A 26314-nucleotide genomic window follows, 5' to 3' on the forward strand; every position below is an offset into this window, starting at 1 on the left:
ACTTGAAAAGGAAAATATTTCCGTTTTGAATGTTTCGGCGAGGCCGCGGGTGCGTGCGTCGCGCCGGGGCGGCCACGCCCAACGTTGCAAAGAACTTCAAGGAGAGCGCCGTGACAGTTGCCCTTCCCACGCCAGCCCAACTTCGCAGTGTCGCCGAGCAATGCGGTCTTTCGCTCACCGATGACGACGTCGCCTCGTTCCGCGGTCTCATGCAGGGCTCGATCGAAGCCTACAATCTCGTTGCCGCGATGCCGGACGAATTGCCCGAAGTGAAATATCCGCGCACGCCGGGCTATCGGCCCTCGGCGGAGGAGAACCCGCGCAATGCCTGGTATCGCAAGTCGACAGTGAAGGGCGCCGCCAGCGGCAAGCTCAAGGGCAAGACCATCGCGCTGAAGGACAACATCATGCTGGCCGGCGTGCCCATGACCAACGGCTCGTCGACCTTGGAAGGCTATGTGCCCGATTTCGACGCCACCATCGTCACGCGCATGCTGGATGCCGGCGCCGAGATCAAGGGCAAGGTGCATTGCGAGCATTTCTGCCTGTCCGGCGGCAGCCACACCGGCTCCTACGGGCCGGTGCATAATCCGCACAAGATGGGCTACTCGGCCGGCGGCTCGTCGTCGGGATCGGGCGTCGTGGTCGCGCTTGGCGAGGTCGACATGGCCATTGGCGGCGACCAGGGCGGCTCGATCCGCATGCCGTCGTCGTTCTGCGGCATCTACGGCATGAAGCCGACCTGGGGCCTCGTCCCCTACACCGGCATCATGCCGATCGAGATCTATGTCGATCACACCGGTCCGATGACGGCAACGGTCGAAGACAATGCGCTGCTGCTCGAGGTGCTCGCCGGGGACGACGGCTACGATCCGCGCATCAAGGCTCCGAAGGTCGAGGAATACACCAAGGCGCTAGGCCAGGGCGTCAAGGGCATGAAGATCGGCATCGTCAAGGAAGGCTTCGAGCAGCCGACCGCCGAGTCCGCCGTGAACGAAAGCGTGCGCGAAGCCGCAAAGCGCTTTAGGGATCTCGGCGCCACGGTCGAGACCGTCTCGATCCCGATGCACCTGATGGGCGGGGCGATCTGGACGCCGATCGGCACGGAAGGCCTGACCCAGACCATGATGTTCGGCGACGGCTACGGCCTCAGCCGCGGCGATCTCTATTCGACCTCGCTGATGGATTTCCATCGCGGCTGGCGTCGGCAGGCCGACTCGCTGTCCGAGACCACGAAGCTGTTCATGATGCTCGGCACCTACATCAACAACAATTTCGGCCCGCGCTTCTACGGCAAGGCCCTCAACATCTCGCGCCGGCTGACCGCGGCCTACGACAAGGCGTTTGGGGATTACGATCTGCTCCTGATGCCGACGACGCCGATGAAGGCGACCAAGCTGCCGGAGCCCAATGCCAGCCGCGAGGACTATGTCGCCCGCGCGCTCGAGATGATCTCCAACACCGCGCCGTTCGACATCACCCACCATCCGGCGATGTCGCTGCCCTGCGGCATGGTCGACGGCCTGCCCGTCGGCCTGATGCTGGTCGGCCGCATGTTCGAGGAATCCACGATCTACCGCGCCGCCCATGCCTTCGAGCAGATCGGCGACTGGAAGAAGATGTGAGGAAACCTTTGCTTCAACTCGGCGGAAACGCAACGCATGGCTAACGCGTTCGTCGCGGCGTTCGAGATCCTGAGCTTCGGCGCGATCATCGTCCTGATCGTGCTGGGGCTCGGGATCATCGCCAGCATGATGGGCATCTTCAACTTCGCGCAGGGCGAGTTCGTCCTGCTCGGCGCCTACATCACCTATCTCGCTTATGCCAAGGGCCTGCCGATCTGGGCGGGCATGGTTGCAGCGCCTTTCGTCGTCGGTGCGCTCGGCTTCGTGCTGGAGGCGCTGATCATCCGGCGATTCTACGCCGCGCCGATCGTTGCCATGCTCGGCACCTATGCGCTCGGCCTGATCATCCGCGAAGCCGTTCGCGGGCTGATCGGCGGCTTCTATCTCACCGTGCCGGAGCCGATCGGCGGATCGATCGACATCGGCGCCATGCATATCTCGGCGTGGCGCTTCACCATCATCGTCATCACGCTGCTGGTGATGGGCCTCTGCTATCTCTTGCTGTCGCGCACCAGCTTCGGCCTGCGCGTGCGGGCGACGTTGGAGAACCCGTCGCTGGCGCGTGCGTCAGGCATCTCGACGCCGCTGATCTACGGCGCCACCTTTGCCTTTGGCGCTGCACTCGCCGGCCTTGCCGGCGCGCTGATCGTGCCGGTGTTCAGCCTGTTTGCCGATCTCGGCCTGCGCTTCCTGATCCAGGGTTTTGTCGCGGTCATGGTCGGCGGGGTCGGCTCCTTCATCGGCCCGGTCGCGGGCGCCGGCGTCATCGGCACGCTGAGCGCGGCGCTGCCCTGGGTAATGGCACCCGTCGTCGCCGACGTGCTCGTCTTCGTGCTCGCCATCGTCTTCATCAAATTCCGTCCGCAAGGTCTCATCGCTGGAAAAGGGGTTTAATCACATGCTCGATCGTACTCAGCTCACGCGACGTCGTTTCCTGTCCAATTTCGCCTTTGCATCCGGCGCGGTCGCAACCGGCGTCGGCAGCTGGGTGATTCCGGCGCCCTGGGCCAATGCGGCCGAGGCGCCGATCAAGGTCGGCATCGCCACCGACCTCACCGGCCCGATTGCGTACGCCGGCAACGCCGATGCCAACGTCGCGAAAATGGTGATCAAGGAGATCAACGCGGCCGGCGGCCTGCTCGGCCGTCCGCTCGAGCTCTATATCGAGGACACCGCGTCCAACGAATCCGTCGCCGTCGGAAACGTTCGCAAGCTGATCCAGCGCGACAAGGTCGATATGGTGCTCGGCGGCATCACCTCCTCGATGCGCAACGCGATCAAGGACCCGATCGTTTCGCGCGGCAAGACGCTCTACATCTATCCGCAGCTCTACGAGGGCAAGGAGTGCACGCCGTACCTGTTCTGCACCGGCCCGACGCCGGCGCAGCAATGCGACGAGTTCATTCCCTGGCTGATCAAGAACGGCGGCAAGAAGTTCGCGCTGCCCAGCGCCAACTACGTCTGGCCGCACACGCTCAACGTCTACGCCCGCAAGGTGATCGAATCGAATGGTGGCGAGGTCGTGTTCGAGGAGTACTACCCGCTCGACCAGGTCGACTTCTCCGCAACCGTCAACCGCATCATCTCCAACAAGGTCGACGTCGTCTTCAACACCGTCATCCCGCCCGGCGTCGGCCCGTTCTTCAAGCAGCTCTATGAAGCAGGCTTCCTCAAGAACGGCGGGCGCCTGGCCTGCGTCTACTACGACGAGAACACGCTCAACATCAACCAGGCCGCCGAGATCGAAGGCCTCGCCAGCTGCCTCGACTATTTCAAGGTGCTGACCAAGGAGAACCCGTTCGACGCCAAGATCCAGGCGGCCTATGAAAAGGATTTCCCGGGCAACTTCCTGTTCGCCGCCGGCAGCGCTGCCACAGGCACCTATCGCGGCCTCAAGCTGTGGGAAGCCGCAGTCAAGGAAGCCGGCAAGATCGACCGCGAGTCCGTGGCCGCCGCGCTCGACCATGCCAAGATCGCCGAAGGTCCGGGCGGACCCGCCGAGATGGTGCCGGGCAAGCGGCACTGCAAGATGAAGATGTACACCGCCGTCGCCAAGAGCGGAAACTACGAGATCGTCGGGCGCAGCAACGGCCTCGTCGATCCCAAGGAATGCTGATTCTTCGCCTCTCCCCTCTTGGGGAGAGGCGAACCCCGCCGTGATTGACACGGCTGCCTCTGACGATGTTGAACTCGAAATGCTGAAGTCGATGAGTGTGGTAAGAGAGGCCATCGTCGCCGACGCGGACGACGAAGTGGACGGTGCGATGGCTGAGGGCGCAGCGGCGAAACGGGCAAATGACGAGGTCAAGGCAAGACGAAAAATCCTGCCTGTCATCGAGGGCCTCGTGCTCCTCGCGGCGCTACTCGCGCCGCTGGTGCTGCAGGACTATCTCACGGTCTTCGCGACGCGCGTGATCATCCTCGCGCTGTTTGCGCTGTCCTTCGACCTGGTCTGGGGCTATGCCGGCATCATGAGCTTCGGCCAGGCGCTGTTCTTCGGCTCGGCCGGTTACGGCGTCGCCCTGCTCGCGCGCGACCTCGACATCACCAACATCTTCCTGGTGTTGCCGGCAGGCACGCTGATCGGCCTCACCTTCGCGCTGCTGCTCGGCGGCTTCCTGCTGCTGGGACGGCATCCCTCCAGCGTGATCTTCGTCTCGCTCGGCACGCTGACCGGCTCCTACGCCGCCGATCGGCTCGCGCGCGGCTGGTACTATCTCGGCGGCCAGAACGGCATCCCCTCGATCGCGCCGATGTCGCTTGGGTCATACGACTTCACGGAAGGCCCAGCGTTCTATTATCTCGTGCTCGGCATCCTCGTCGTGGTCTATCTGCTCTGCCGCTTCCTGGTGCGCTCGCAATTCGGCCTTGCGCTCGCAGGCCTGCGCGAGAACGAGCAGCGCATCGCCTTCTTCGGCTACAAGGCGCAGCATCTCAAAGCCATTATCTTCACCATCGGCGGCGCCGTCGCAGGCCTCGCCGGCAGCCTCTATGCCTTCCACGAAGGCTTCGTCTGGCCCAACATGGTGGGCGTCGTGGTTTCGACCCAGGTCGTGCTCTATGTGCTGTTCGGCGGCTCCGGCACGCTGATCGGTGCCGTCGTCGGCGCTGTCATCGTCGAGGGCGTCAGCTTCTGGCTCTCGGACAATTACCGCGAGATCTGGCCGATCATCCTCGGCCTGCTGCTCCTGCTCGTGATCTTGTTCCGGCCGCTCGGCCTGATCAGTTTTGTGCTCGGCGAGCGCGAACGCGTCGGCAGCTTTGGTGCCAAGCAAAAGGAGAGGCGCAATGCTCCTTGAAGCGGCCGGCATCAAGAAGGTCTTCGGCAAGCTCACCGCGCTCGACGGCGCAGCCCTCACGGTCGGCGAGAATGAGTTTCACGGCCTGATCGGCCCGAACGGCTCGGGCAAGAGCACGCTGATGAAGTGCATCGCCGGCGCCGAAGTGCCGACCCAAGGCAAGGTCTCCTTCGTCAACACCGACATCACCGCGTTCGCGCCGACCGAACGTGCGCGCGCCGGCATGAGCCTGAAATTCCAGATCACATCCGTGCTGCCGTCGCTCACGCTCTACGACAACATCCTGCTCGCGCTGCAGGCGCAGTCCTCGCTGTTCGACCTCGTGTTCTCGCGCACGCGCGGTGCGTTGCACGACCAGGTCATGTCCATGCTGACGCAGTTCCGTCTCGCCGACCGCGCCTTCGATGCGGCCGCTGCGCTGTCGCACGGCCAGCAGCAATGGCTGGAGATCGCGATGGCGCTCGCCGGCAAGCCGAAGCTCCTATTGCTCGACGAGCCCACCGGCGGCATGAGCCTGGAAGAGCGCCGCGTCACCGGCGAGCTGCTGCAGCCGATCAAAAACCATTGCTCGCTGGTCATCGTCGAGCACGACCTCGATTTCATTCGCGACATCTGCGATCGCCTCACCGTGCTCGACCAGGGCAAGGTGCTGGCAACAGGCACGGTGTCCGAGATCCAGGCCAACACATCCGTCCAGGAGATCTATCTGCGCCGTGCCTGAATTTTTGGACATCAAGCATCTCGACGCCGGCTATGGCCGCAGCCAGGTCCTGTTCGACGTCAGCCTCGGCATTCCCTGGCGCGGCGGTGTTGCCGTGCTCGGCCGCAACGGCGCCGGCAAGACCACGCTGATGAAGACCATCGTCGGCGAGCTGCCGGCATGGAAGGGCGAGGTCGCCTTCGACGGCCGCGACATCAGTCGCCGCGCCACCCAGGAGCGCGTCCGCGCCGGCATCGGCTATGTGCCACAGGAGCATTCGGTGTTCGCGCGCCTGTCGGTGCGCGACAATCTCGCCGTCGGCTCGCTGGCTAAGAAGGATTCCTCCGCCATCGACCGCGTGCTGGCGATCTTCCCAAAGCTCGGCCAGCGCCTCGACCAGCCCGCCGGCACGCTTTCCGGCGGCGAGCGCAAGATGCTCGCGATCGGCCGCGCCATGCTCGGGGATCCAAAACTGCTGCTGCTGGATGAGCCCACCGAGGGCGTCTGGATCGGCGTCATCGAGGAGATCACCGAGCGCCTGATCGAGCTTGCCAAGAGCATCGCCGTCATCATCGTCGAGCAGCACCTCGACCTCGCTTTGCGAGTCGCCGACTACGCCTATGTGCTCGACCGCGGCCGCGTCGCGCTGCAGGGCGACGCTGGCGAGGTGAAAGGCAGTCCGGAGCTGATGCGGTATCTGGCGCCTTAGCGCGCGGCGCCCCTCGCACTGCGAAATATTCGGGTTGTTCAAGAGCTTCGCGGCATTCCATCGATTTTATTTCAGATCGGAACTAATCTGTCGGGCCGCGTTGAATCCCGCATGTGTGCCGTTGCGTTGCGTCAGTCGGGACTATCGCGCCTAGCCGGCGCGCGGAAGATTCCGATTCCATCATACATCGTGCCATGCGATCCCACGCTACGCGAGAACCCGCCGCAAGGCAGCGGCTGGGTGTTCGAGATAAAAGCCGACGGCTATCGCGCGCAACTTCACCTGCAGGCGGGCGCGGCGACGGTCTATTCGCGCGCCGGATACGATTGGACCGAGCAGTTCTCGTCAATTGCAGCCAGCGCGCGAAAGCTCAGAGCCGGGAGTGCGATCATTGATGGCGAGGCCGTTGTCTACGGCAGTAATGGCCGGCCGGACTTCCAGCAGCTGCGGCGCGAGCTCGGCGCCAGGCAGAGCCGCCGCATTCGCTATCACGCGTTCGATCTGTTGTACCTTGACGGATACGATTTGCGCGCCGTCGCCTTTGTCGAGCGCAAGCAGCTGCTGCGGCGGCTTCTGAAAGAAGCGCCCGAGACTTTCATCTACGTCGAGCACGTCGAAGCCGACGGCGAGCAAATCCTTCGCCATGCTTGCAAGCTTGGCCTCGAAGGGCTGCTGGCCAAGCGCGCCGACGCACCTTATCGCTCCGGACGGCAGGAAGCCTGGCTCAAGCTGAAATGCAAGAAGAGCGAGACGTTTCCGATCGTCGCATTCGTCGAAAAGCTGGGCGCGTACCCGCGCAAGGTGGCTTCGCTTTACGTCGGGCATCACGAGGATGGGCGCCTGCTTTATGCCGGCAAGGTCCGCACCGGATACACCGAGGCGACCGCGCGTGAATTGCGTGAACGGCTTGACCCACTGATCCGGCGCGATTCTCCGCTCGATCTGCCGGTAAAGAAGCCCAAGGCTACATGGGTTGAGCCCGTGGTGAATGCCGAGGTGGAATATGGCGCCCTGACCGACGATGGCCTGCTGCGTGAAGCCGTATTCAAGGGCCTGCGCGACGATCTTGCGCCGCGGAAGGTCAGGGCGCCCCGGTTGGTGCCTTCATCGGTCAGACGGCCGAAGCTCGGCGTTCCCAAAGAGAATATCCTGCAGCTGCTGCCCGATGCGATCGTGCCGTCCAAGGAAGAGCTCGCGCGTTACTGGAAGCGCGTCTGGAAGAAGGCGCTGCTGCATCTAGGACATCGACCGCTCAAGCTGGTGCGGCACGTGCACGGCACGACGTTCTATCACAAGGGGCCGCTGCCGAAGGACATTCCGCAAGCGGTGCACCAGCTACGCATCCGAAAGCGCGAAGGCGGCGAAGGCACGCGGCTTTGGGTGGACAGCCTTGACGGTTTCCTGGGACTCGTCGAGATCGGCGCAGTCGAATTGCATCCCTGGAATTCGACTGTTGAGGATTTCGAGCACGCCGATCGCATCGTGATCGACCTTGATCCCGGCGAGGGCGTCGAATGGGATGCTGTGATCGAGACCGCCCTGGAACTTCGCGCGCTAATGAGCCGTGAGGGGTTTGCGACCTGGCCCAAGCTGACCGGCGGCAAGGGCATTCATCTGACGGCGCCGCTTGACCGCCCAATGCTGCACGATCAGGCGCACCGGGCGGCCCGCAACCTCATGGCCGATTTCGCATTGCGTCGGCCGGACCGCTACGTCCTCTCCGCCCAGGCCAGGCGCAGCGGCCGCATTTTTCTCGACTATTTGCGCAACGGCCGCGGTACCACCGCGATCGGCACCTTCTCGCCGCGGGCACGCGAGAACTTTCCCATTGCTGCACAGGTGACATGGAAGCGGATCGAAAGCGGCATAGTGCCCGACGCGTTCACGATTCACAGTCCCTACCGTGCGGTGCGGAGGAAAGAGCGATAATTGCGCGCTCGGGCGCTAGCCTACTTCACCGCCGAGAAGCGGCTGTCGAACGAGTTCGACTGCACCACCGGCGCGGCGCCTGATATCATCGGGGTGCTGTCGCCCGCGCCTTCGCTCACCGATGGCTTCAGCGCCGGACGCGTCGCGGCGAGGCGGGTGTCGGGCTTCGGCGGCTCGGCCGGCTTGGCGGCTGCTACGGCCGGCTTCGGCGTATCCTTCGCCGCCTCCTTGACTGAATCCTTGGACTTGTCATGTCCCGGCACGAAGCGGGTCACGGCGGCCTTGAGTCGCGAGGCGGCCGTGGCCGGCGTCGTGGACGTCTGGGCGGCCGGGGCCACGGACGCGGTGGCTTGCGGCGCAGGCGTCGCGGTCGCGGTGGTGTCGGCGGTGCCGAGCCCCATCTTGCGGCCGAGATTGGAGAAGAAGCCGCCGCTTTCAGACTTCGCAGCGGGCGACGCCGCGGCAACGCGGGTGCTCGCGGCAGGCGCGCTGACGGCGACCACCGGCTCTTCCCGCGGCGCCGGCGCACTTGCCACCGCATCGAGGTTCGGCTTGGGCGGGTTGACGTGGCCGGGGATCGTGCCCGGCGCCTTCGCCATGGCCAGCATCTGCAGCGTGGTGCCTTCGGCGCTCTCGGACAGGCCGGTCGAGCCTTCTGGAATCTTGGCGGCGAACACCTTGTGCATGCCGCCGTCAATGCCAGTGTTCATCCGCGCCACCGGCGTGCCCTTGGCGACGAGCCTTGCGTATTCGGTTTCGTCCTTGGCCTGCTTCTCGCGGACCGCGCTGGCGATCTCTTCGGGGATCACATAGGCCGGACATCTGGCAGAGGCGTCGAACACCAGATCGCGCTTGGCGTCCGCCGGCTTGGCGGCGTCGAACACGTATCTCTTCTCGCAGAAATCGACCTTCGGCTCCTGCCGCGTCACCTCGAAATGATCATAGCCTTCTTTGATCATCTTCCAGAACGGCATGTTCGGATTGTTCCGGTGCCTGGCCATGTTCACCGGCGTCATCTTGAACGGATAGGCCTGCAGCTGGAACGCCTTCTGGCCGCCGAAGAAGGACTCGCGGCCGAGCGAATAAATCTCCGCGATCTGCTCGTCCGTCATCGCGTAGCAGCCGCGCGACGAACAATCGCCATGCACCATCAGCTGCGAGCCGGTGCGGCCCAGCGCCTTGTCGAACGCGTTCGGGTAGCCGGTGTTGAACGAGAGGTAATAGGACGATTGCGGATTCATCTGGCTCGGATTGATCGAGTAGAATCCCTCCGGCGCCTGGCGGTCGCCTTCGCGCACCTTGGGGCCGAGATCGCCCGACCAGCGGCAGATCGGATAGGTCTTGAGCAGCGCGAACTGGCCCGAGCGGGTCTGCTTCCAGACCTCGAGCTCGGCCTCCTGCTTGAACAGGCGGACCAGGATCGGCGATTGCAGGTCCATGTCCTTCTCAGCCATCGCGGCGATCAGCTTCGGCGGCACCGGCTGATTGGCCTTGGCGTTGGTCGCAAGCGAGACCTGATCGGTGTTGCAGCCGGCGAGCAGACCGCCGGCCGTCATCAGCGCAACCGAAACCAAGAGCGCGCGAGCAAGCGAACGAGAAATCAAGATGGACCCCACACCGTGCCGGGCATTGAAGCGCGAACCCCAATTATTCCGAAGCGCAATCCGACCGGTAAACCGACCCGCCGAGACGGGCCCGCTCAGACCCCGCTCCAGCGCTTATGCCCTGAAGCCATTGATTAAAATTCTAACCTCTGGGTCATGCGGTCGCAACCCGAGCGGGGATCACGAGGGCGTTGGCCCAGTGGCATGGTCAACGAAGACTAAATGGACGCGACTTGGGACGGAACTTGGGCTTTCGGGCCGAGGGGACTCAGATCGCCGATTTGGGCAAAAAAAGGGTTAAGGCGGGGTTACCGGGGGCTGCTCGAAAGGCCTGGTAGGGTGGGCAAAGGCGCGAAGCGCCGTGCCCACGAGCCGTTCGTACAGCCGGGATTGGTGGGCACGCTTCGCTTTGCCCACCCTACGAGAGCGGAATCGAGGCGAATCAGCCCAGTTTGCGGCCGATATCGAGGAATTTCTGCCGCCGCTGCTTGCGGATGGCATCCCCATCAAAGTTCCGGAGCTCGTCGAACGCCTTGGCGATGGCCTCGCCCGTGGTGGCGATCATGGCGGCGGGGTCGCGGTGGGCGCCGCCGACCGGCTCCTTCAGGATGGCGTCGATCACGCCGAAGCGGAGCATATCCTGGGCGGTGATCTTCATGTTGTTGGCGGCTTCCTGCGCCTTGGTGCCGTCGCGCCAGAGGATCGAGGACGCCGCCTCCGGCGAGATCACGCTGTAGATCGCGTGCTCGAGCATCAGGACCTTGTTGGCCGTGGTGATGGCGATGGCGCCGCCCGACATGCCCTCGCCGGTGATGATCGCGACGTTGGGCACGGTCAGCGCCAGGCACGCATCGGTCGAGCGCGCGATGGCTTCCGCCTGGCCGCGCTCCTCGGCGCCGATGCCGGGATAGGCGCCGGCCGAATCGGCGAGCGACAGTACCGGCAGGCCGAACCGCTCGGCCATCTCCATCAGCCGCACGCATTTGCGATACCCTTCCGGCCGCGCCATGCCGAAATTGTGCCGGATGCGGCTCTCGGTGGAATCGCCCTTTTCCTGGCCCATCACGCAGATCGGCTCACCGCGGAAGCGGCCGAAGCCGGCGACCAGCGCCTCGTCCTCGCCGAACTTGCGGTCGCCGGCGAGCGGGGTGAATTCGGTGATCAGGCCCTTGATGAAGTCGTTGAAATGCGGCCGCTGCGGATGCCGCGCCACAAGCGTCTTCTGCCACGGCGTCAGGTTCGCATAGAGGTCGGCCAGCGCCTGCGCCGCCTTGTCCTCGATCCGCCCGACCTCGTCGCTGATGTCGGTGCCGGTGGCGGCGAGCGCGCGCAATTCGTCGACCTTGGAGTCGAGCTCGGCGACGGGCTTTTCGAAGTCGAGATAGCTGCGCATCTGGTCTAGCATCAACTCAATATAGGGGGACGGGGCGCGAGAAGCGAAGTAAGTTGGGGCGGCGGAAAGAAGTGTAGCGTCTTCAATGGTTTGGCTTGTGTGCTGGTGCAGTCGGCCAAATCAGCCGTGAGGCCCCGGCTCTTTCCGCGGAGATGTGGCCGAAGTCAAGGCGGTTTCACCCTTTACCCGTAGCCCGGATGGAGCGCAGCGCAATCCGGGAAGGTCTGGCCGCGAGGAGGCGGCCCCGGATTACGCGTCGCTCCATCCGGGCTACCAGCAGCAACTACTTCTCCGCCAGCGGGTGCAGGTCGCGCACCAAGCTCTTCAGCCGCTCCTCGACCACATGGGTATAGATCTGGGTGGTCGAGATGTCGGTGTGACCGAGCAGGGTCTGCACAATGCGCAGGTCCGCGCCGTTGTGCAGCAGATGGCTGGCAAAGGCGTGGCGCAGCACGTGCGGGGAGACCAGGCGGGCCTGCAAGCCGGACGCAACCGCGAGCTCCTTGAGGTCGCGGGCAAAATGCTGGCGCGTCAGATGTCCGCTCTCGCCGAACGAGGGGAACAGCCATTTCGACGCGGCCACGCTGTTCTTCCTGTCGGCCTTTGCCGCTTCCGTGGCGGCGAGATAGTCCGCCATCGCCTGCCGCGAGGCGTCGTTGAGCGGTACCAGCCGTTCCTTGTTGCCCTTGCCGCGCACCACGATCATGCGGGCGTCGCGCTTGGCCGCCGAGCGCGGCAGCGCCACCAGCTCGGAGACGCGCAGGCCCGTGGCGTAGAGCACCTCGAGCAGGCAATAGAGCCGCAGCGCCCGCAATCGCCTGGAGGGCGAGGCATCTTCGGCCTCGCTCAATTCCTTGGCGCGGCGGAGCATGCGGTCGACGTCGGCGATCGACAGCACTTTCGGCAGGCCGCGGCCGCGCTTCGGACCTGACAGGATCGCCGCGGGATCGTCGCCGCGGATGCGCTCGTTCAGCAGGAAACGGTAGAGGTGCCGCATCGCGGACAGCCGGCGGGCCACACTGGTGGATTTGAAGCCGCGGGTGTCGAGATCGACGAGATAGTCGCGCAGCGTCTGGGTCTCGGCATCCACGAATGTATGGCCGATGCGGCCCAGAAATTCCGAGAAATCGCTGAGGTCGCGGCGGTAGGCATCGAGCGTGTTGGGGCCGGCGCCCTGTTCCGCGGCGAGCATGTCGAGGAACAGGCCGATGAGCCTGGTGTCTGAGGGTTTGGCGGGCATGCCCGGGAGACTAGCTCCTATTTCTTGAGAAACTTGTCCGGCGGGATCGTCACCGTCATTTCCCGCGGCTTCGGGTTGACGAAGTTCGCCAGCGCGAAGACCACGCCATAGACGATGCCGCCGATCACGGCGACGACCGTCAGGAAGCGGAACAGGCTCGGCATCGTTCTGGGGTCTCGGGTCGGGGCGCGGCAGCCAAATTAACCAATGAAATCATCCAACATGTTCGCCGTTTCGTGGCAAGAGTCCTCTGGCGAGGGCCCCCATGGGGTCGTATAGGTGGCCAAAGCCATGCCGCATCTGGCGGCAGTTCGAGCGAGATCCAGTCGAGCGAGACGATGTCCGACGCCGCGTTGCCGCTTCCTGCTTCGCCCGAGGCCGACATCCTGTCGGCGCTCGGGGCGCGCTCGATCGTGCTCGTCGGCATGATGGGGGTGGGCAAATCCACCATCGGCCGCCGCCTCGCGGCCCGGCTCAGGCTGCCCTTCATCGATGCCGACACCGAAATCGAGATGGCCCATGCCGGCATGACCATCCCGGAGATCTTTGCGGCCCATGGCGAGCCCTATTTCCGCGACGGCGAGGCCCGTGTGATCGCGCGGCTGCTCGAGGGCGGGCCGATCGTGCTGGCGACCGGTGGCGGCGCTTTCATGCGCGAGGAGACGCGCGCACGCATCGCGGCGAAGGCCATCTCGATCTGGCTGAGGGCGGACCATGACGTCATCATGCGCCGCGTGCGGCGCCGTGCCGACCGTCCGCTGCTTCAGACCGCCGATCCCGAAGGAACCGTGACGCGCCTTCTCGCCCAGCGCGAGCCGATCTATGCCAATGCCGACCTCACCATCGCCTCGCGCGACGTGCCGCACGACAGAATCGTCGAGGAATGCATCGAGGCGCTGCACGCCCGTCTCTGCGGCGGAGAGCCAGCCCAACCGCCTGCCGACATTGCGAGTGCGTCAAGATGACTGCGCCGTTGAAACATTCCGATCCCATCAAGGTCGACGTCGCACTCGGTGACCGCGCCTATGACATCGTCATCGGCCGCGGCGTGCTGGCCTCGCTCGGCGAGCGTGTCGCCGCTCTGCGTCCCGGCGTGCGCACGGCCATCGTGACCGACCGCACCGTCGCGAAATACTGGCTCGAGCCCACTGAGGCGTCGCTCGCAGCCAGCGGTATTCCGACCTCGCGCATCGTCGTCGAGGAAGGCGAGATCTCGAAAACCTATGCCGGGCTCGAAAAGGTCAGCGAGGCCCTGATCGCAGCGAAGATCGAGCGCAACGATCTCGTCATCGCGCTCGGCGGCGGCGTGGTCGGCGATCTCGCCGGCTTTGCCGCGGCGATCCTGCGCCGCGGCGTCGATTTCGTGCAGGTGCCGACCTCGCTTCTCGCGCAGGTCGATTCCAGCGTCGGCGGCAAGACCGGCATCAACTCGCCGCAGGGCAAGAATCTGCTCGGGGCCTTCCACCAGCCGGTGCTCGTCATCGCCGACACCGCCGTGCTCGACACGCTGTCGCCGCGCCAGTTCCGGGCCGGCTATGCCGAGGTCGCCAAATACGGCGTGCTGGGCGACGAGGCCTTCTTCAGCTGGCTGGAGAAGAACCATGCCGACATCTCGAGGGGCGGATCGGCCCGCGAGCATGCGATCGCGACCTCCTGCCGGGCCAAGGCCGCAATCGTCGCGCGCGACGAGCGCGAGACCGGCGAGCGCGCGCTGCTCAATCTCGGCCACACCTTCGGCCACGCGCTGGAGGCTGTGACCGGCTTCTCCGACCGCCTGTTCCACGGCGAGGGCGTCGCCATCGGCATGACGCTGGCAGCGCAGTTCTCCGCGAAGCTCGGCATGATCGGCGAGCGTGAGGCGGCGCGCATCGAGCGCCACCTGATCGAGGCAGGCCTGCCGACGCGCCTGCAGGACATCGCCGGCTTTGCGCAGGAAGGGCTCGCCGATGCCGACGCGCTGATGGCGCTGATGGCGCAGGACAAGAAGGTCAAGCGCGGCAAGCTCACCTTCATCCTACTGGAGGCCGTGGGCCGCGCGGTGATCGCAAAGGACGTCGAGCCGGCGCCGGTGCGCGACTTCCTGAAAGAGAAGCTCGCGCAGTGATAACGGGACCGTTCAGATCGGCCGCCCGCGAAACGGCGAGGAACGCCGGGGCGGTCGCGAGGCAAACATGAGTTCGATCTCGATCAATCTGCTGCTTGCGGCCCTCCTGCTCGCCGCCAACGCGTTTTACGTGGCGGCGGAATTTGCGCTGGTGAAGAGCCGCGGCTTCCGCGTCAAGGCCATGGTCGAGCAGAACCGCTTCGGCGCGCGCCTGCTGCAGACGATGATGGGGAACATCGAATCCTATCTCGCCTGCTGCCAGCTCGGCATCACCATGGCCTCGCTCGGTCTCGGCTGGATCGGTGAGCCGACGGTGTCTGCGCTGCTGAGCCCCGTCCTCAGCCCGCTCGGAATGTCGGAGGCCACGCTGCACTTCACCTCGTTCGTGGCGGGTTTTCTGGTCTTCTCTTCGCTGCACATCGTCATCGGCGAGCAGGTGCCGAAGACGCTTGCGATCAGGGAGCCGATGCCAGTGTCGCAGTGGATTGCCTATCCGCTGCATTTTTCCTACCTCCTGTTCTACCCGCTGAGCTGGTGCCTCAACACGGCGTCGAGCGCGATCCTCCGTCTGATGGGGGTGCAGGAGTTCTCGCAACACGAAATCCTGACGGATTCGGAGATCGAGGGCCTGGTCGAGGAATCGGCCGTGCACGGCAAGATCGAGAGCGGCGAGGCCGAGTACATTCACAACGTCTTCCGTCTCGGCGAGCTGACGGTGTCTGACGTGATGGTCCACCGCACGGCCATGGTGATGATCAACGCCGACCTGCCGCCGGAGGAGCTGGTGCGGGAGGTGCTGGCCACCGAATACACCCGCATTCCGCTGTGGCGGGACAAGTCGGAGAACATCATCGGCATTCTGCACGCCAAGGATCTGTTGCGCGCGATCCGCGCATCGGAGGGCGACACGTCGCGCATCGACGTCACCACCATCATGCTGCCGCCCTGGTTCGTGCCGGAGATGCGGCCGATATCCCAGCAGCTCAAGGCGTTCCGCCGCCGCAAGACCCATTTCGCACTCGTCGTCGACGAGTATGGTGAGGTCGAAGGCCTCGTGACGCTGGAAGACATTCTGGAGGAGATCGTCGGCGACATCTCCGACGAGCATGACGTGGTGGTCGCCGGCGTGCGCCGTCAGCCGGACGGCTCCGTCGTGGTCGACGGGTCGGTGCCGATCCGCGACCTCAACCGCGCCATGGACTGGCATCTGCCCGATGAAGAGGCAACCACGGTCGCCGGTCTCGTCATTCACGAGGCGCGCTCGATCCCCGACCGCGGCCAGAGCTTCACCTTCCACGGTTTCCGCTTCCGCGTCCTCCGCCGCGAGCGCAACCGCATCACCGCGCTCCGTATTTCACCGGTGACGCGCGAGGCCGAGCTCGAAGAGGCAAAGCCGAGACGGGCCGGGACGTCGTTCTAATTTTTCCCTTACCCTCCCCTGGAGGGGTCCGGGACGAGCGTAGCTCGCCCGTGGGTCGCTACGCATGAAGAGCAGCGCAATGCGTAGCGGGTTGGGGTGACGGTCTTCCCACATCCAACAGTACCCGAGTGGAGAGATCACCCCACCCCGCTCGCGCTGCGCGCGATCGACCCTCCCCCTCCAGGGCAGGGTCAGAGAATTCAACCTTCCCCCGGCGCCTGCGCATTGATCGCCAGCGCGTGCACGCTGCCGGCGAGTTCCGCGGCGAGCGCTGAATTTATCATGCGATGGCGGTCGATCCGGCTCTTCCCTTTGAAGGCGGCAGACACGATATACACACGGAAGTGCGTCTCGCCGCCTGCTCGGTGGCCGGCGTGGCCCTCATGCAAATGTGACTCGTCGACGACTTGCAGGCTTTCCGGCGTGAAAGCTTCCTGCAACTTGTTGCTGATAGTGTCTTTCATAGCCATGTGTGCCATTAAGGTGCGCGCTCGCATCCCGTCAATACCCGGACGTCCAAGCTCGTCGCGACCGGGTGCTCAGCGAATTGCAATGTCAAGACTTGAAGGTTTTTGCATTGCGTAGTCAAAGTCAGCCATGCCGATCGATTCATCAAAATTCTTCGACTCCATCCGCGTGAAGCCGCGGGGCAAGCAGCCGGAAGTGAAGCCGCGCGACACCGCGGTCAATTGCGAATGGGCGGGCTGCGCCAACAAGGGCTCGCACCGGGCGCCGAAGGGCCGCGAGAACCAGCGCGAGTACTGGCACTTCTGCCTCGACCACGTGCGCGAGTACAACCAGAACTACAATTTCTTTTCCGGCATGAATGCCGAAGCCGTCGCGCGCTATCAGAAGGATGCGCTGACCGGTCACCGTCCGACCTGGAAGATGGGCGCCAATGGCGGCAAGAAGGGCGCGGAAGAGATCGACATGGCGGCCGATCCTTTCAGCATGTTCAGCGAGATCAACGGCCGCGCCAGCTGGCGCAAGGGCCCCGAAGCGGAGCCCAAGGCCGAGACGCGCAAAGTGATGAACGCCGAGCGCAAGGCGCTTCAGGTCATGGGCCTCGGCCCCAGCGCGACGCTTGCCGACGTCAAGACCAAGTACAAGGCGCTGGTGAAGCAGCACCACCCCGACGCCAATGGCGGCGACCGCTCGACCGAGGACCGCCTGATCGAGATCATCAAGGCGTATAATTATCTGAAGACGGTCGTGCGCGAGGCGTAGGGGCCCGCGGTCTTCTCCGCTGTTTTCCGCGCTCTTGCGGCGACGACAGTGTCGTAGGGTGGGCAAAGCAAAGCGTGCCCACCTTTTTTTCGATCGAGAGAGATGGTGGGCACGGCGCAAGTGCGCCTTTGGCTACCCTACGATTCCGGTCTCGCGGAGGCATCCGCTCTCAAACTTCCGACATCGCCCCGACATATGACGAACTCGGCCTGATTAACCGCCCCGTCCGCTGCTGCTCGCGGGCATGCGCGGTCCAGCCCGCGCTGCGCGCGATCGCGAAGATCGGCGTGAACGCCTGCCGCGGAATCGCCAGCGCATCGAGCAGGATCGCGGTGAAGAACTCGACGTTCGTCTCCAGCGGCCGCTCCGGATTCTTCTTGCGCAAGGCGCTGCGGATATAAGCCTCGACCTCGCCGGCAAACGGCAAATCGGTGCCATTGGACGCAAGCGCCTCGACCGCGGTCTTGAGCACGTCGGCGCGCGGATCGCGGACGCGATAGACGCGGTGACCGAAACCCATCATGCGCTCGCCGCGCGCCAGCGCCGCGTCGACCCAGGACTGAATGCGCTCGCGCGAGCCGATCGCGTCCAGCATTTCCAGCACCGGCTCCGGCGCGCCGCCATGCAGCGGACCGGTCAGCGCGCAATAGCCGGCGGTGACGGCCGCGAACAGGTCGGCCTGCGTCGAGGCCACCACGCGCGCGGCGAAGGTCGATGCGTTCATGCCGTGGTCGCTGGCGGTGACGAGATAGGCGTCGAGCGCCGTGACCTCGCGCGTTGCAGGCGAACGGCCGTGCAACATGCGCAGCGTGTCGGCGGCATGGCTCACGGTAGGATCGGGCGCGACCGGCTCGAGCCCCTTGGCGCGCCTGACCAGCGCGCCCGCGATCACCGGAAACGCGCCGACGATCGTCGCCTCGTGCTCCAGCCCGTGCTCGGCGCGAAGTCCGGCGACGGCGGCACGAAACCCGTCGATGATGCCCATGCCGCGCGTCGCCGGCAGCAGGTCCGGCAGCCGCGCGAAGGCGCGCTCGCGCGCCACGCCCAGGTTTGAGCGCACATTGGCTTCGGTGAGGGTGGTCTTGCTGGCGCCATTCCAGAGCCGGGCGGTAACGCCTTCGAAGCTCGAGATGGCGGCGAGCCGCCCGACGTGCTCCCCGGCGATGATGAGCTCGCCGCGCTCGCCGTCGACATGGCTCAGCACGGTCTCGGCCGCGGGAACGCCGTCCAGCCCGATCTGGCTTTTGGTGAGGTGGATGTTCATGACCCAAATCTCCTGTTCACGGAGAACAAGGTCAGGCCTCTCGACACATTGATCAATCTTGATTACATAAATCCATATGAAAAATTCTGATGGGCTGTACCTCTCCGCTCGGGAAGCCGCCGCCGAGCTCGCGATCTCTCCGGCCACCCTCTACGCCTATGTCAGCCGCGGCCTGATCCGCTCCGAGCCGACGCCGGACTCGCGAAAGAACCGCTATCGCGCCGAGGACGTTCGGGCGCTGAAGGAGCGCCGTGTGCCATCGCCGGAGCCGCGCGGCCTGCGCAGCTTCGATGCCGATCTGCCGGTGATGGACACGGAGATCTCGACCATCACCGAGGAGGGCGCCATCTATCGCGGCGTCAATTGCGTCGATCTTTCCGAGAGTGACACGCTGGAGCACGCCGCGACGCTGCTGTGGGATGTCGCCGACGTCGATCCGTTTGCCCCCGACAATCAACCGGAACTCTCCGAGGAAATGCGCGTGATCGCGAAGGCCGCGCGCCGGGCCGCACCGATCGACCGCGCCATCGCCGTGCTCGCACTGGCCGCCAGCGTCGATCCCCGCGCCTTCACCCGGGCACCCGATGGCCGCGCTATGGTCGGCGCGCGCATCGTCCGCCTGCTGGTTGCGACCATGCTCAATGCGGACGCCTCGGCCGAGCCGCTGCATCAGCAGGTCGCGCGCGCCTGGGCGGCGGACAACAAGCACGCGCCCGACCTGATCCGCCGCGCGCTGGTACTGCTCGCCGATCACGAGCTGAACGCGTCGACCTTCACCGCGCGCTGCGCTGCCTCGACCGGCCTCAACCTTTATGACTCCGTCATCGCCGGGCTCGCCGCGTTGAAAGGGCCGAAGCATGGCGGCGCCGGCGTCCTGGCCTCACAGCTCGTCAAGACGCTGGTCGACCGCGACGTCGAGCCTGTCGTGCGCGAGCGTGTCGCCCTCGGTGAACGCTTTGCCGGCTTTGGCCACGGCGTCTACAAGCACGGCGACCCCCGCGCGCAGTCGCTGCTGAACGCGCTGTCGCGCTCCGGCGCGCCGCGCAAATTCACCAGGGAAGTGCCAGAGCGGATCGCGGAAGCCACCGGCGAGTTCGTCAATATCGACTACGCGCTCGCCGTGCTGGTCCACGCACTGCGCCTGCCCGCCGGCAGCGAGCTGGCGCTGTTCGCGATGGCCCGCAGCGTCGGCTGGATCGCGCATGCCAGCGAGCAATTGCAGTTCGGCAAGCTGATCAGACCGAGGGCAAGATATGTGGGGCCTGCGCCGGGACGCAGGGCGGGGGCTGCCGGTTAGAACCTCTGTCAGTGCGGCAATCTCCGCTGTCGTCGCTGCGAACGCAGGAGGACAGCGTTCCTGGAATGACGGCTCGCACTCACCCTGGGCAGTTCACACCATCGCTTCCGCGACCACCATATAGTTCACGTCCATATCCGACGACAGAGACCATTTGTCGGCGAAGGGCGAGTAGACGACGCCGGTCTGCTCGGTGATGACAAGACGGTTGTCGAGCAGGTATTTCGTCAGTTCGTCGGGCGTGACGAACTTGTTCCATTCATGCGTGCCGCGCGGTAGCCAGCGCAGGACGTATTCGGCACCGACGATGGCGAGGGCAAAGCTCTTCCAGTTGCGGTTCAGCGTCGAGACCACCATCAGGCCGTTCGGCTTCAGCATCGCGGCGCAGCGCTTCAGGAACATGCCGACGTCGGTGACGTGCTCGACCACCTCCATCGCCAGCACGATGTCGAAGCGCTCGCGCGGGTCGATCTCCTCCACCGTGGTGCAGCGATAGTCGATCGCCAGATGGCTCTTGTCGGCGTGCAGCTTCGCCGCCGCGATGTTGCTCGCGGAGGGATCGATGCCGATGACCTGCGCTCCGAGGCGCGACAGCGGCTCGCAGAGCAGGCCGGCGCCGCAGCCGATGTCGAGCACGCGCAAGGACCCAAGACAATTGAGGCTGCGCACGTTGCGCTCGAACTTGCGGCAGGCGGCGTCGCGGATATAGCCGAGCCGCAACGGGTTGATCCGGTGCAGCGGCGCCATCTTGCCCTTGGGATCCCACCATTCCGCCGAGAGTTTCGAGAATTTCGCGATCTCGGCGGCGTCGACGCTCGAGCCGAGCTGGGCGGAAAGAGAAGTATTTTGCTGCATGCTCATGGTTGGGCGCGGTCCTACCGCGTGGTGATCGAACTACGGAAGGCGAGCGGCGAGGCGATGGTCTTGATCGTCTCGATACCCTCGCCGACGCCGCGAATCGTCACGTCGCCGTAGTTGAGAATACGTCCAAGAATGGTCTGGTCGACATCGACGCTCTCGACCTTGTCCAGCGCCATCTCGAAGGTTCGGCGCTTGATGAAGCCGGTCTTGTGCACGACCCTGAGGTTGGTGACGTCGGTCTCGGTGGTGAAACGATGGAACCAGCCCTTCACGGTCCAATACAGGGCCGCCAGAGCCGCGAGACCCGCGGCCCCGAGGCAAAGCAGAACGAGCCAGTCGACGGTCGCCTGCCGCGACAGGATGAGCAGGGCCAGCGCCGCGATCCAGGCCACGATGGCCGGAAAGTAGAAGATCCAGTGCGCATTGGTCGAATACAGCACGCGCTCGCCGGGCTGCAGGATCTCGTCGATGTAACGCGCCATGATCTAGCTTAACCCACTACCCCACCCTGCCCCCGCAGGAACCCGCTTGCCCCCGGCCCCGCCGCTCTGTATACGCGCGGTCGGTGTCCCCGAGGCACCCGTCCAGTGCGGGCCACCATACTGATCCTTATGAAGGAATGCACGCGTCGTCATGAGCCGCCTCGTGATGAAATTCGGCGGCACGTCCGTCGCCAACATCGAACGTATCCGCAACGTCGCACGCCATGTGAAGCGTGAGGTCGATGCCGGCCACGAAGTGGCCGTGGTCGTCTCGGCGATGGCCGGCAAGACCAACGAGTTGGTCGCCTGGTGCACCGAGGCCTCGCCGATGCACGACGCGCGCGAATATGACGCCGTGGTCGCCTCGGGCGAACAGGTGACGTCCGGCCTTCTTGCCATCGTGCTCCAGGGCATGGGCATCCAAGCCCGCTCGTGGCAGGGCTGGCAGATCCCGATCAAGACCAGCGACGCCCATGCCTCGGCCCGGATCGAGGACATCGACGGCAGCGAGATCATCAAGCGCTTCAAGGACCGAAAGGAGGTCGCGGTCATCGCCGGCTTCCAGGGCATCAACCCCGAGACGGGTCGCATCACCACGCTCGGCCGTGGCGGCTCCGACACCTCGGCCGTGGCGATCGCCGCCGCCGTCAAGGCCGACCGCTGCGACATCTACACCGACGTCGACGGCGTCTACACCACCGACCCGCGAATCGTGCCGAAGGCCAAGAGGCTCGACAAGATCGCATTCGAAGACATGCTGGAACTGGCCTCGCAGGGCGCCAAGGTGCTCCAGGTCCGCTCGGTGGAACTCGGCATGGTCCACAACATGCCGATCTTCGTCCGCTCGAGCTTCGATAAGCCCGAGGATATCGACCCGCATGCCAACCAGCCGCCCGGCACGCTGATCTGCAGCGAGGAGGAGATCATGGAAAGCCACGTCGTCACCGGTATCGCCTTCTCCAAGGACGAGGCTCAGATCTCGGTGCGCCAGATCGAGGACAAGCCCGGCGTTGCGGCCTCGATCTTCGGCCCGCTGGCTGATGCCAATATCAACGTCGACATGATCGTGCAGAATGTGTCCGAGGACGGCAAGACCACCGACCTCACCTTCACCGTGCCGGCCGCCGACTTCACCCGCGCCAAGGATACGATTACCGCAGCCAAGGCCAAGATCGGCTATGCGCGGCTCGATACCGCCACCGATGTCGCCAAGATCTCGGTGATCGGCAGCGGCATGCGCAGCCATGCCGGCGTCGCCGCCCAGGCGTTCTCGGCGCTCGCCGGGCGGAACATCAACATTCGGGCCATTACAACCTCCGAGATCAAATTTTCGGTCTTGATCGATACCGCCTATACCGAGCTTGCGGTGCGCACCTTGCATACGCTCTACGGTCTCGATCAGACCTGACGGTCTTTCCGGAAAACCGCTTCGCACTTTTCCGGACAGTGCCAAAAGGCTAATTTTCTCTTAGCGGTCGCAGCAAACGCGAAGGTGTACACACCTTCGCGTTTGGCAGGCGTTTTGCTTGGCAAAACAAGCCTCAATTCGCTATACGGCGGACAGGGTGGGCTGCCGCAGACTGTGTCCCAGTTCAGGCGGCGCTGATTCGGTACGAGCACTCAATCTCCCGTGGATTTGGGCTTGTGCCTGCGCCGGACAAACAATTTGATTGTTTTTCTGGAATTTTGGTCCAGCCGCCGGCCGATATCGCCGGGCCCGGCCGATGGAGGAGATTGACGGTTCATGCGGAGCGCGTCGGGAGGTCCCCGCGTCTTGTTGAGACGGCTCCGCGAGACCATGGCGGAGCAGGTCTCGGCCCAGGAGCGGCTGGACAAGATCGTGGTGCTGATCGCCGCCAACATGGTGGCCGAGGTGTGCTCGGTCTATGTGCTGCGCATCGACAATACGCTCGAGCTCTACGCCACCGAAGGTCTCAACCGCGAGGCGGTGCACCACACCGTGCTCAGCGCCCATGAGGGCCTGGTCGGCCTCGTCGCCAGCGAGGCGACGCCGCTCAATTTGAGCGACGCGCAGAGCCACCCGGCGTTCTCGTTCCGGCCCGAGACCGGCGAAGAAATCTACCATTCCTTCCTCGGCGTGCCGATCCTGCGCGCCGGCAACACGCTCGGCGTGCTGGTGGTGCAGAATCGCGCCAAGCGCAATTATGTCGAGGAGGAGCTCGAGGCGCTCCAGACCACCGCGATGGTGCTGGCCGAGCTGATCGCCTCCGGCGAACTCTCCGCGCTGGCGCAGCCGGGCCAGGAGCCGGCGGCGCGCCATTCGGCGCAGAAAGTCGGTGCCATCCTGTCGGAGGGCATCGCGCTCGGCCATGTCGTGCTGCACGAGCCGCGCGTCGTCATCAAGGACTACATCGCCGAAGACCTGCCGAAGGAGATCAAGCGGCTCGATACTGCGCTCGCCAAGCTGCGTGCCGATCTCGACCGCATGCTGGAGCGCGGCGACGTCGCCGAAGGCGGCGAGCACCGTGAGGTGCTTGAAGCCTATCGCATGTTCGCCAACGACCAGGGCTGGTCGCACAAGCTGCACGAGGCGGTCGCGACCGGCCTCACCGCGGAAGCCGCGGTCGAGCGCGTCCAGTCGGACACCCGCGCGCGCATGCTGCGCTCGACCGACCCCTATTTGCGCGACCGGCTGCACGATCTGGAAGACCTCGGCTACCGCCTGATGCGGCAGCTGGTCGGCCAGGATCATGCGCCCTCGCGCGAGCAGCTGCCCGACAACGCCATCGTCATCGCCCGCGCGATGGGCCCGGCGGCGCTGCTCGACTACGACCGCAAGCGCCTGCGCGGCATCGTGCTGGAGGAAGGCACCGCGAACTCGCACGTCTCGATCGTGGCGCGGGCGCTGGGCATCCCTGCGGTCGGCGAGGTGCCGAACGCGCCTGGAATCGCCGATCCCGGCGACGCCATCATCGTCGACGGCACCTCGGGCTCGATCTATGTGCGCCCGTCGCAGGAGATCGAGGCGGCCTTCGCCGAGCGCGTGCGCTTCCGCGCCCGCCGCCAGGCGCAGTACCTGGCGCTGCGCGACCGGCCCTGCGTCACCAGGGACGGCCAGAAGGTCGAGCTGATGATCAACGCAGGTCTTGCGATCGACCTGCCGCATATCGAGGACACCGGCAGTGCCGGCATCGGCCTGTTCCGCACCGAGCTGCAATTCATGGTCGGTCAGAGCCTGCCGCGCACCAGCGACCAGCTCGCGCTCTATCGCACCGTGCTCGATGCCGCCGGACCTAAGCCCGTCACCTTCCGCACGCTCGATATCGGCGGCGACAAGGCGCTGCCCTATATGGAAGCGGTGATCGAGGAAAACCCCGCGCTCGGCTGGCGCGCGATCCGGCTCGGGCTCGATCGTCCCGGCCTGTTGCGCGGCCAAATCCGCGCGCTGCTGCGCGCCGGCGGCGGCCGCGCGCTGCGCATCATGTTCCCGATGATCTCGGAGGTCGCCGAATTCGACTCGGCCAAGGCGCTGGTCGAGCGCGAGCTCACATACCTCCGCCAGCACGGCCACACGCTGCCTGAACGAATCGACATCGGCACCATGGTCGAGGTGCCCGCCCTGCTCTACCAGCTCGACGAGCTATTGAAGAAGGTCGATTTCATCTCGGTCGGCTCCAACGATCTGTTCCAGTTCCTGTTCGCGGTCGACCGCGGCAACGCCAAGGTCTCCGAGCGCTTCGACACCATGTCGGCGCCGATCATGCGCGCCTTGCGTGACATCGCGCGCAAGGCGCACGCGGCGCAGAAGTCGCTCTCGCTGTGCGGCGAGATGGCCTCCAAGCCGATCGGCGCACTGGCGCTGATTGCGCTGGGCTACCGCTCGCTCTCGCTCTCGGCGACCGCGCTCGGCCCGGTCAAGGCGATGGTGCTCGACCTCGACGCCAAGAAGGCCGAAGCGATGCTGGGCCCTCTGCTGGATGCGCCTGCGGGCAGCGTCTCGATCCGGCAGAAGCTGACGGAATTTGCCGAGGCCGAGGGCCTTGCGTTGTAGCGGGCCTGTCGCCAGCTTCCCGCCGCCCTCGCCTCCTTCCGCACTTTGAGACAGAACCGATGTCGTCACTTCCCGAAGCCAAACTGGACGTCCTGCTCGCGCATCACGCTTCGCTCGAGGCCGAATCGCTCGGACAGCTCGCCTCCGAGCGTTACGTGCAGATCACGCGCGAGCTCGCCGAGCTCACGCCCCTGATCGAGGCGGTGAAGTCCTATCGCGCCGCCGTCAAGGAGCTCGCCGACACCGACGCGTTGATCGCCGATGCCGCCACCGATGCCGAGATGCGCGGCATGGCGGAAGCCGAACGCGACGAGCTCGCGCCGAAAATCGAGGAACTGGTCCAGAAGATCCGCGTCGCGCTCCTGCCCAAGGACGCCATGGACGACCGCAACGTCGTGCTGGAAATCCGCGCCGGCACCGGCGGCGACGAGGCTTCGCTGTTCGCCGGCGACCTGTTCCGGATGTACGAGCGCTTCGCCAGCTTGCAGGGCTGGAAGGTCGAGGTGATCTCCGCCAGTGAAGGCACCGTCGGCGGCTACAAGGAAATCATCGCCGAGATCCAGGGCCGCGGCGCATTCTCCAAGCTGAAATTCGAATCCGGCGTGCACCGCGTGCAGCGCGTGCCCGACACCGAGACGCAGGGGCGCATCCACACCTCCGCCGCGACGGTCGCCGTGCTGCCCGAGGTCGAGGACGTCGACGTGGACATCAAGAACGACGACCTGCGCATCGAAACCATGCGCGCAGGGGGCGCCGGTGGCCAGCACGTCAACAAGACGGAATCGGCGATCCGCATCACCCACATCCCGACCGGCATCGTGGTGATGATGCAGGACAGCCGCTCGCAGCACAAGAATCGCGCCTCCGCCATGAACATCCTGCGCTCGCGCATCTATGACGCCGAGCGGCAACGCGTCGAGGCGGCGCGCTCGGCCGAGCGCAAGGAGAAGGTCGGCTCCGGCGACCGCTCCGAGCGCATCCGCACCTACAATTTTCCGCAAGGACGCGTCACCGATCATCGCATCAACCTCACGCTCTACAAGCTGCCGCAGGTGATCGCGGGTGAAGCGCTCGGCGAACTGATCGACGCACTGACGACGGAGCACCAGGCCGCACAGCTCGCTGCGCAAGGCGCGGCGGCCTGAGGC

23 protein-coding genes are annotated in these 26314 nt (G+C 65.2%); 15 read left to right on the top strand and 8 right to left on the bottom strand.

All coding sequences use genetic code 11. The features are described from left to right. Window positions 1-110: 110 nt before the first annotated feature. The 7 genes from GA0061099_RS23975 to ligD all read left to right on the top strand — a co-directional run bounded on the left by GA0061099_RS23975 (window position 111) and on the right by ligD (window position 8262). Window positions 111-1625 carry an amidase gene (locus GA0061099_RS23975; protein WP_036026291.1) on the top strand — a complete coding sequence of 505 codons (1515 nt, stop codon included), beginning with the start codon at window positions 111-113 and terminating at the stop codon, window positions 1623-1625. A 36-nt stretch (window positions 1626-1661) separates the two neighbouring features. Then, on the top strand, window positions 1662-2519 hold the full coding sequence (locus GA0061099_RS23980; RefSeq protein ID WP_025032673.1) for a branched-chain amino acid ABC transporter permease: 858 nt from the start codon (window positions 1662-1664) through the stop codon (window positions 2517-2519). Window positions 2520-2523: 4 nt separating this feature from the next. Further along, window positions 2524-3741 carry a substrate-binding protein gene (locus GA0061099_RS23985; protein ID WP_036026233.1) on the top strand — a complete coding sequence of 406 codons (1218 nt, stop codon included), beginning with the start codon at window positions 2524-2526 and terminating at the stop codon, window positions 3739-3741. 79 nt (window positions 3742-3820) lie between these two features. After that, complete coding sequence (locus GA0061099_RS23990; RefSeq protein ID WP_036026230.1) at window positions 3821-4924, top strand: branched-chain amino acid ABC transporter permease; 1104 nt, start codon at window positions 3821-3823, stop codon at window positions 4922-4924. Next, window positions 4914-5645: an ABC transporter ATP-binding protein gene (locus GA0061099_RS23995; protein WP_036026228.1), complete on the top strand. Its 732-nt coding sequence runs from the start codon at window positions 4914-4916 to the stop codon at window positions 5643-5645. Before GA0061099_RS23990 ends, GA0061099_RS23995 begins: the two co-directional genes overlap by 11 nt. Further along, window positions 5638-6333, top strand: a complete 696-nt coding sequence (locus GA0061099_RS24000; RefSeq protein WP_036014686.1) for a branched-chain amino acid ABC transporter ATP-binding protein — start codon at window positions 5638-5640, stop codon at window positions 6331-6333. Before GA0061099_RS23995 ends, GA0061099_RS24000 begins: the two co-directional genes overlap by 8 nt. A gap of 111 nt (window positions 6334-6444) precedes the next feature. Continuing rightward, complete coding sequence (gene ligD, locus GA0061099_RS24005; RefSeq protein ID WP_036026225.1) at window positions 6445-8262, top strand: DNA ligase D; 1818 nt, start codon at window positions 6445-6447, stop codon at window positions 8260-8262. A 20-nt stretch (window positions 8263-8282) separates the two neighbouring features. Here ligD and GA0061099_RS24010 read toward each other — a convergent pair whose 3' ends face one another. The 4 genes from GA0061099_RS24010 to GA0061099_RS24025 form a co-directional block, all read right to left on the bottom strand. After that, the gene (locus tag GA0061099_RS24010; RefSeq protein WP_050995969.1) at window positions 8283-9818 is read right to left on the bottom strand and encodes a L,D-transpeptidase family protein; all 1536 of its coding nucleotides are present in this window, start codon (window positions 9816-9818) and stop codon (window positions 8283-8285) included. A gap of 490 nt (window positions 9819-10308) precedes the next feature. Continuing rightward, complete coding sequence (locus GA0061099_RS24015) at window positions 10309-11271, bottom strand: acetyl-CoA carboxylase carboxyltransferase subunit alpha (RefSeq protein WP_036014693.1); 963 nt, start codon at window positions 11269-11271, stop codon at window positions 10309-10311. Window positions 11272-11542: 271 nt separating this feature from the next. Beyond that, entirely contained in the window at window positions 11543-12499 is a 957-nt protein-coding gene (xerD, locus tag GA0061099_RS24020; RefSeq protein WP_036026220.1) for a site-specific tyrosine recombinase XerD, read from the bottom strand. A gap of 17 nt (window positions 12500-12516) precedes the next feature. After that, a complete protein-coding gene (locus tag GA0061099_RS24025) occupies window positions 12517-12663 on the bottom strand; it encodes a hypothetical protein (RefSeq protein ID WP_036026218.1) in 147 nt (48 codons plus the stop codon). 174 nt (window positions 12664-12837) lie between these two features. On the opposite strand from GA0061099_RS24025, the gene GA0061099_RS24030 reads away from it, so the two are divergent. The 3 genes from GA0061099_RS24030 (at window position 12838) to GA0061099_RS24040 (ending at window position 16023) form a co-directional block, all read left to right on the top strand. Then, a complete protein-coding gene (locus GA0061099_RS24030; protein ID WP_036026215.1) occupies window positions 12838-13464 on the top strand; it encodes a shikimate kinase in 627 nt (208 codons plus the stop codon). Then, entirely contained in the window at window positions 13461-14603 is a 1143-nt protein-coding gene (aroB, locus tag GA0061099_RS24035) for a 3-dehydroquinate synthase (protein ID WP_036014703.1), read from the top strand. The genes GA0061099_RS24030 and aroB overlap by 4 nt, the downstream gene beginning before the upstream one ends. A gap of 67 nt (window positions 14604-14670) precedes the next feature. Further along, on the top strand, window positions 14671-16023 hold the full coding sequence (locus GA0061099_RS24040) for a hemolysin family protein (RefSeq protein WP_036014704.1): 1353 nt from the start codon (window positions 14671-14673) through the stop codon (window positions 16021-16023). A gap of 200 nt (window positions 16024-16223) precedes the next feature. Here the strand turns inward: GA0061099_RS24040 and GA0061099_RS24045 are convergent, their stop codons facing one another. After that, window positions 16224-16493, bottom strand: coding sequence for a BolA family protein (locus GA0061099_RS24045; RefSeq protein ID WP_050995968.1), 270 nt, complete (start codon window positions 16491-16493; stop codon window positions 16224-16226). Window positions 16494-16620: 127 nt separating this feature from the next. Between GA0061099_RS24045 and GA0061099_RS24050 the strand changes: the two genes are divergently transcribed. Continuing rightward, window positions 16621-17250, top strand: coding sequence for a J domain-containing protein (locus GA0061099_RS24050; protein ID WP_036014711.1), 630 nt, complete (start codon window positions 16621-16623; stop codon window positions 17248-17250). A 169-nt stretch (window positions 17251-17419) separates the two neighbouring features. On the opposite strand, the gene GA0061099_RS24055 is transcribed toward GA0061099_RS24050, so the two are convergent. Then, entirely contained in the window at window positions 17420-18514 is a 1095-nt protein-coding gene (locus GA0061099_RS24055) for a citrate synthase/methylcitrate synthase (protein ID WP_036026213.1), read from the bottom strand. Between the two features lie 76 nt (window positions 18515-18590). Between GA0061099_RS24055 and GA0061099_RS24060 the strand changes: the two genes are divergently transcribed. Further along, entirely contained in the window at window positions 18591-19811 is a 1221-nt protein-coding gene (locus tag GA0061099_RS24060; RefSeq protein WP_036014714.1) for a citrate/2-methylcitrate synthase, read from the top strand. Between the two features lie 93 nt (window positions 19812-19904). Here GA0061099_RS24060 and ubiG read toward each other — a convergent pair whose 3' ends face one another. Both ubiG and GA0061099_RS24070 read right to left on the bottom strand, forming a co-directional pair. Continuing rightward, a complete protein-coding gene (ubiG, locus tag GA0061099_RS24065; RefSeq protein ID WP_036026212.1) occupies window positions 19905-20672 on the bottom strand; it encodes a bifunctional 2-polyprenyl-6-hydroxyphenol methylase/3-demethylubiquinol 3-O-methyltransferase UbiG in 768 nt (255 codons plus the stop codon). 14 nt (window positions 20673-20686) lie between these two features. After that, the gene (locus GA0061099_RS24070) at window positions 20687-21154 is read right to left on the bottom strand and encodes a PH domain-containing protein (protein ID WP_036014717.1); all 468 of its coding nucleotides are present in this window, start codon (window positions 21152-21154) and stop codon (window positions 20687-20689) included. Window positions 21155-21305: 151 nt separating this feature from the next. On the opposite strand from GA0061099_RS24070, the gene GA0061099_RS24075 reads away from it, so the two are divergent. The 3 genes from GA0061099_RS24075 to prfA all read left to right on the top strand — a co-directional run bounded on the left by GA0061099_RS24075 (window position 21306) and on the right by prfA (window position 26311). Beyond that, the gene (locus GA0061099_RS24075) at window positions 21306-22562 is read left to right on the top strand and encodes an aspartate kinase (protein WP_036014718.1); all 1257 of its coding nucleotides are present in this window, start codon (window positions 21306-21308) and stop codon (window positions 22560-22562) included. Between the two features lie 336 nt (window positions 22563-22898). Next, window positions 22899-25166 (top strand): phosphoenolpyruvate--protein phosphotransferase, encoded by a 2268-nt coding sequence (ptsP, locus tag GA0061099_RS24080; protein WP_036014720.1) that lies wholly within the window; start codon window positions 22899-22901, stop codon window positions 25164-25166. Window positions 25167-25225: 59 nt separating this feature from the next. After that, window positions 25226-26311, top strand: coding sequence for a peptide chain release factor 1 (prfA, locus tag GA0061099_RS24085; RefSeq protein WP_036026209.1), 1086 nt, complete (start codon window positions 25226-25228; stop codon window positions 26309-26311). Window positions 26312-26314: the final 3 nt, after the last annotated feature.

The organism is Bradyrhizobium yuanmingense (assembly GCF_900094575.1).
GTDB lineage: Bacteria > Pseudomonadota > Alphaproteobacteria > Rhizobiales > Xanthobacteraceae > Bradyrhizobium > Bradyrhizobium yuanmingense.

Excerpts from the sequence above, each read along its gene's own strand:
- GA0061099_RS23980 (WP_025032673.1), top strand. The coding sequence starts at position 1,662 with ATGGCTAACGCGTTCGTCGCGGCGTTCGAGATCCTGAGCTTCGGCGCG.
- GA0061099_RS23985 (WP_036026233.1), top strand. The coding sequence starts at position 2,524 with ATGCTCGATCGTACTCAGCTCACGCGACGTCGTTTCCTGTCCAATTTC.
- GA0061099_RS23990 (WP_036026230.1), top strand. The coding sequence starts at position 3,821 with ATGCTGAAGTCGATGAGTGTGGTAAGAGAGGCCATCGTCGCCGACGCG.
- GA0061099_RS23995 (WP_036026228.1), top strand. The coding sequence starts at position 4,914 with ATGCTCCTTGAAGCGGCCGGCATCAAGAAGGTCTTCGGCAAGCTCACC.
- ligD (WP_036026225.1), top strand. The coding sequence starts at position 6,445 with ATGTGTGCCGTTGCGTTGCGTCAGTCGGGACTATCGCGCCTAGCCGGC.
- GA0061099_RS24010 (WP_050995969.1), bottom strand. The coding sequence starts at position 9,818 with ATGACGGCCGGCGGTCTGCTCGCCGGCTGCAACACCGATCAGGTCTCG.
- GA0061099_RS24015 (WP_036014693.1), bottom strand. The coding sequence starts at position 11,271 with ATGCTAGACCAGATGCGCAGCTATCTCGACTTCGAAAAGCCCGTCGCC.
- xerD (WP_036026220.1), bottom strand. The coding sequence starts at position 12,499 with ATGCCCGCCAAACCCTCAGACACCAGGCTCATCGGCCTGTTCCTCGAC.
- GA0061099_RS24025 (WP_036026218.1), bottom strand. The coding sequence starts at position 12,663 with ATGCCGAGCCTGTTCCGCTTCCTGACGGTCGTCGCCGTGATCGGCGGC.
- GA0061099_RS24030 (WP_036026215.1), top strand. The coding sequence starts at position 12,838 with ATGTCCGACGCCGCGTTGCCGCTTCCTGCTTCGCCCGAGGCCGACATC.
- aroB (WP_036014703.1), top strand. The coding sequence starts at position 13,461 with ATGACTGCGCCGTTGAAACATTCCGATCCCATCAAGGTCGACGTCGCA.
- GA0061099_RS24040 (WP_036014704.1), top strand. The coding sequence starts at position 14,671 with ATGAGTTCGATCTCGATCAATCTGCTGCTTGCGGCCCTCCTGCTCGCC.
- GA0061099_RS24045 (WP_050995968.1), bottom strand. The coding sequence starts at position 16,493 with ATGGCTATGAAAGACACTATCAGCAACAAGTTGCAGGAAGCTTTCACG.
- GA0061099_RS24050 (WP_036014711.1), top strand. The coding sequence starts at position 16,621 with ATGCCGATCGATTCATCAAAATTCTTCGACTCCATCCGCGTGAAGCCG.
- GA0061099_RS24055 (WP_036026213.1), bottom strand. The coding sequence starts at position 18,514 with ATGAACATCCACCTCACCAAAAGCCAGATCGGGCTGGACGGCGTTCCC.
- GA0061099_RS24060 (WP_036014714.1), top strand. The coding sequence starts at position 18,591 with ATGAAAAATTCTGATGGGCTGTACCTCTCCGCTCGGGAAGCCGCCGCC.
- ubiG (WP_036026212.1), bottom strand. The coding sequence starts at position 20,672 with ATGAGCATGCAGCAAAATACTTCTCTTTCCGCCCAGCTCGGCTCGAGC.
- GA0061099_RS24070 (WP_036014717.1), bottom strand. The coding sequence starts at position 21,154 with ATGGCGCGTTACATCGACGAGATCCTGCAGCCCGGCGAGCGCGTGCTG.
- GA0061099_RS24075 (WP_036014718.1), top strand. The coding sequence starts at position 21,306 with ATGAGCCGCCTCGTGATGAAATTCGGCGGCACGTCCGTCGCCAACATC.
- ptsP (WP_036014720.1), top strand. The coding sequence starts at position 22,899 with ATGCGGAGCGCGTCGGGAGGTCCCCGCGTCTTGTTGAGACGGCTCCGC.
- prfA (WP_036026209.1), top strand. The coding sequence starts at position 25,226 with ATGTCGTCACTTCCCGAAGCCAAACTGGACGTCCTGCTCGCGCATCAC.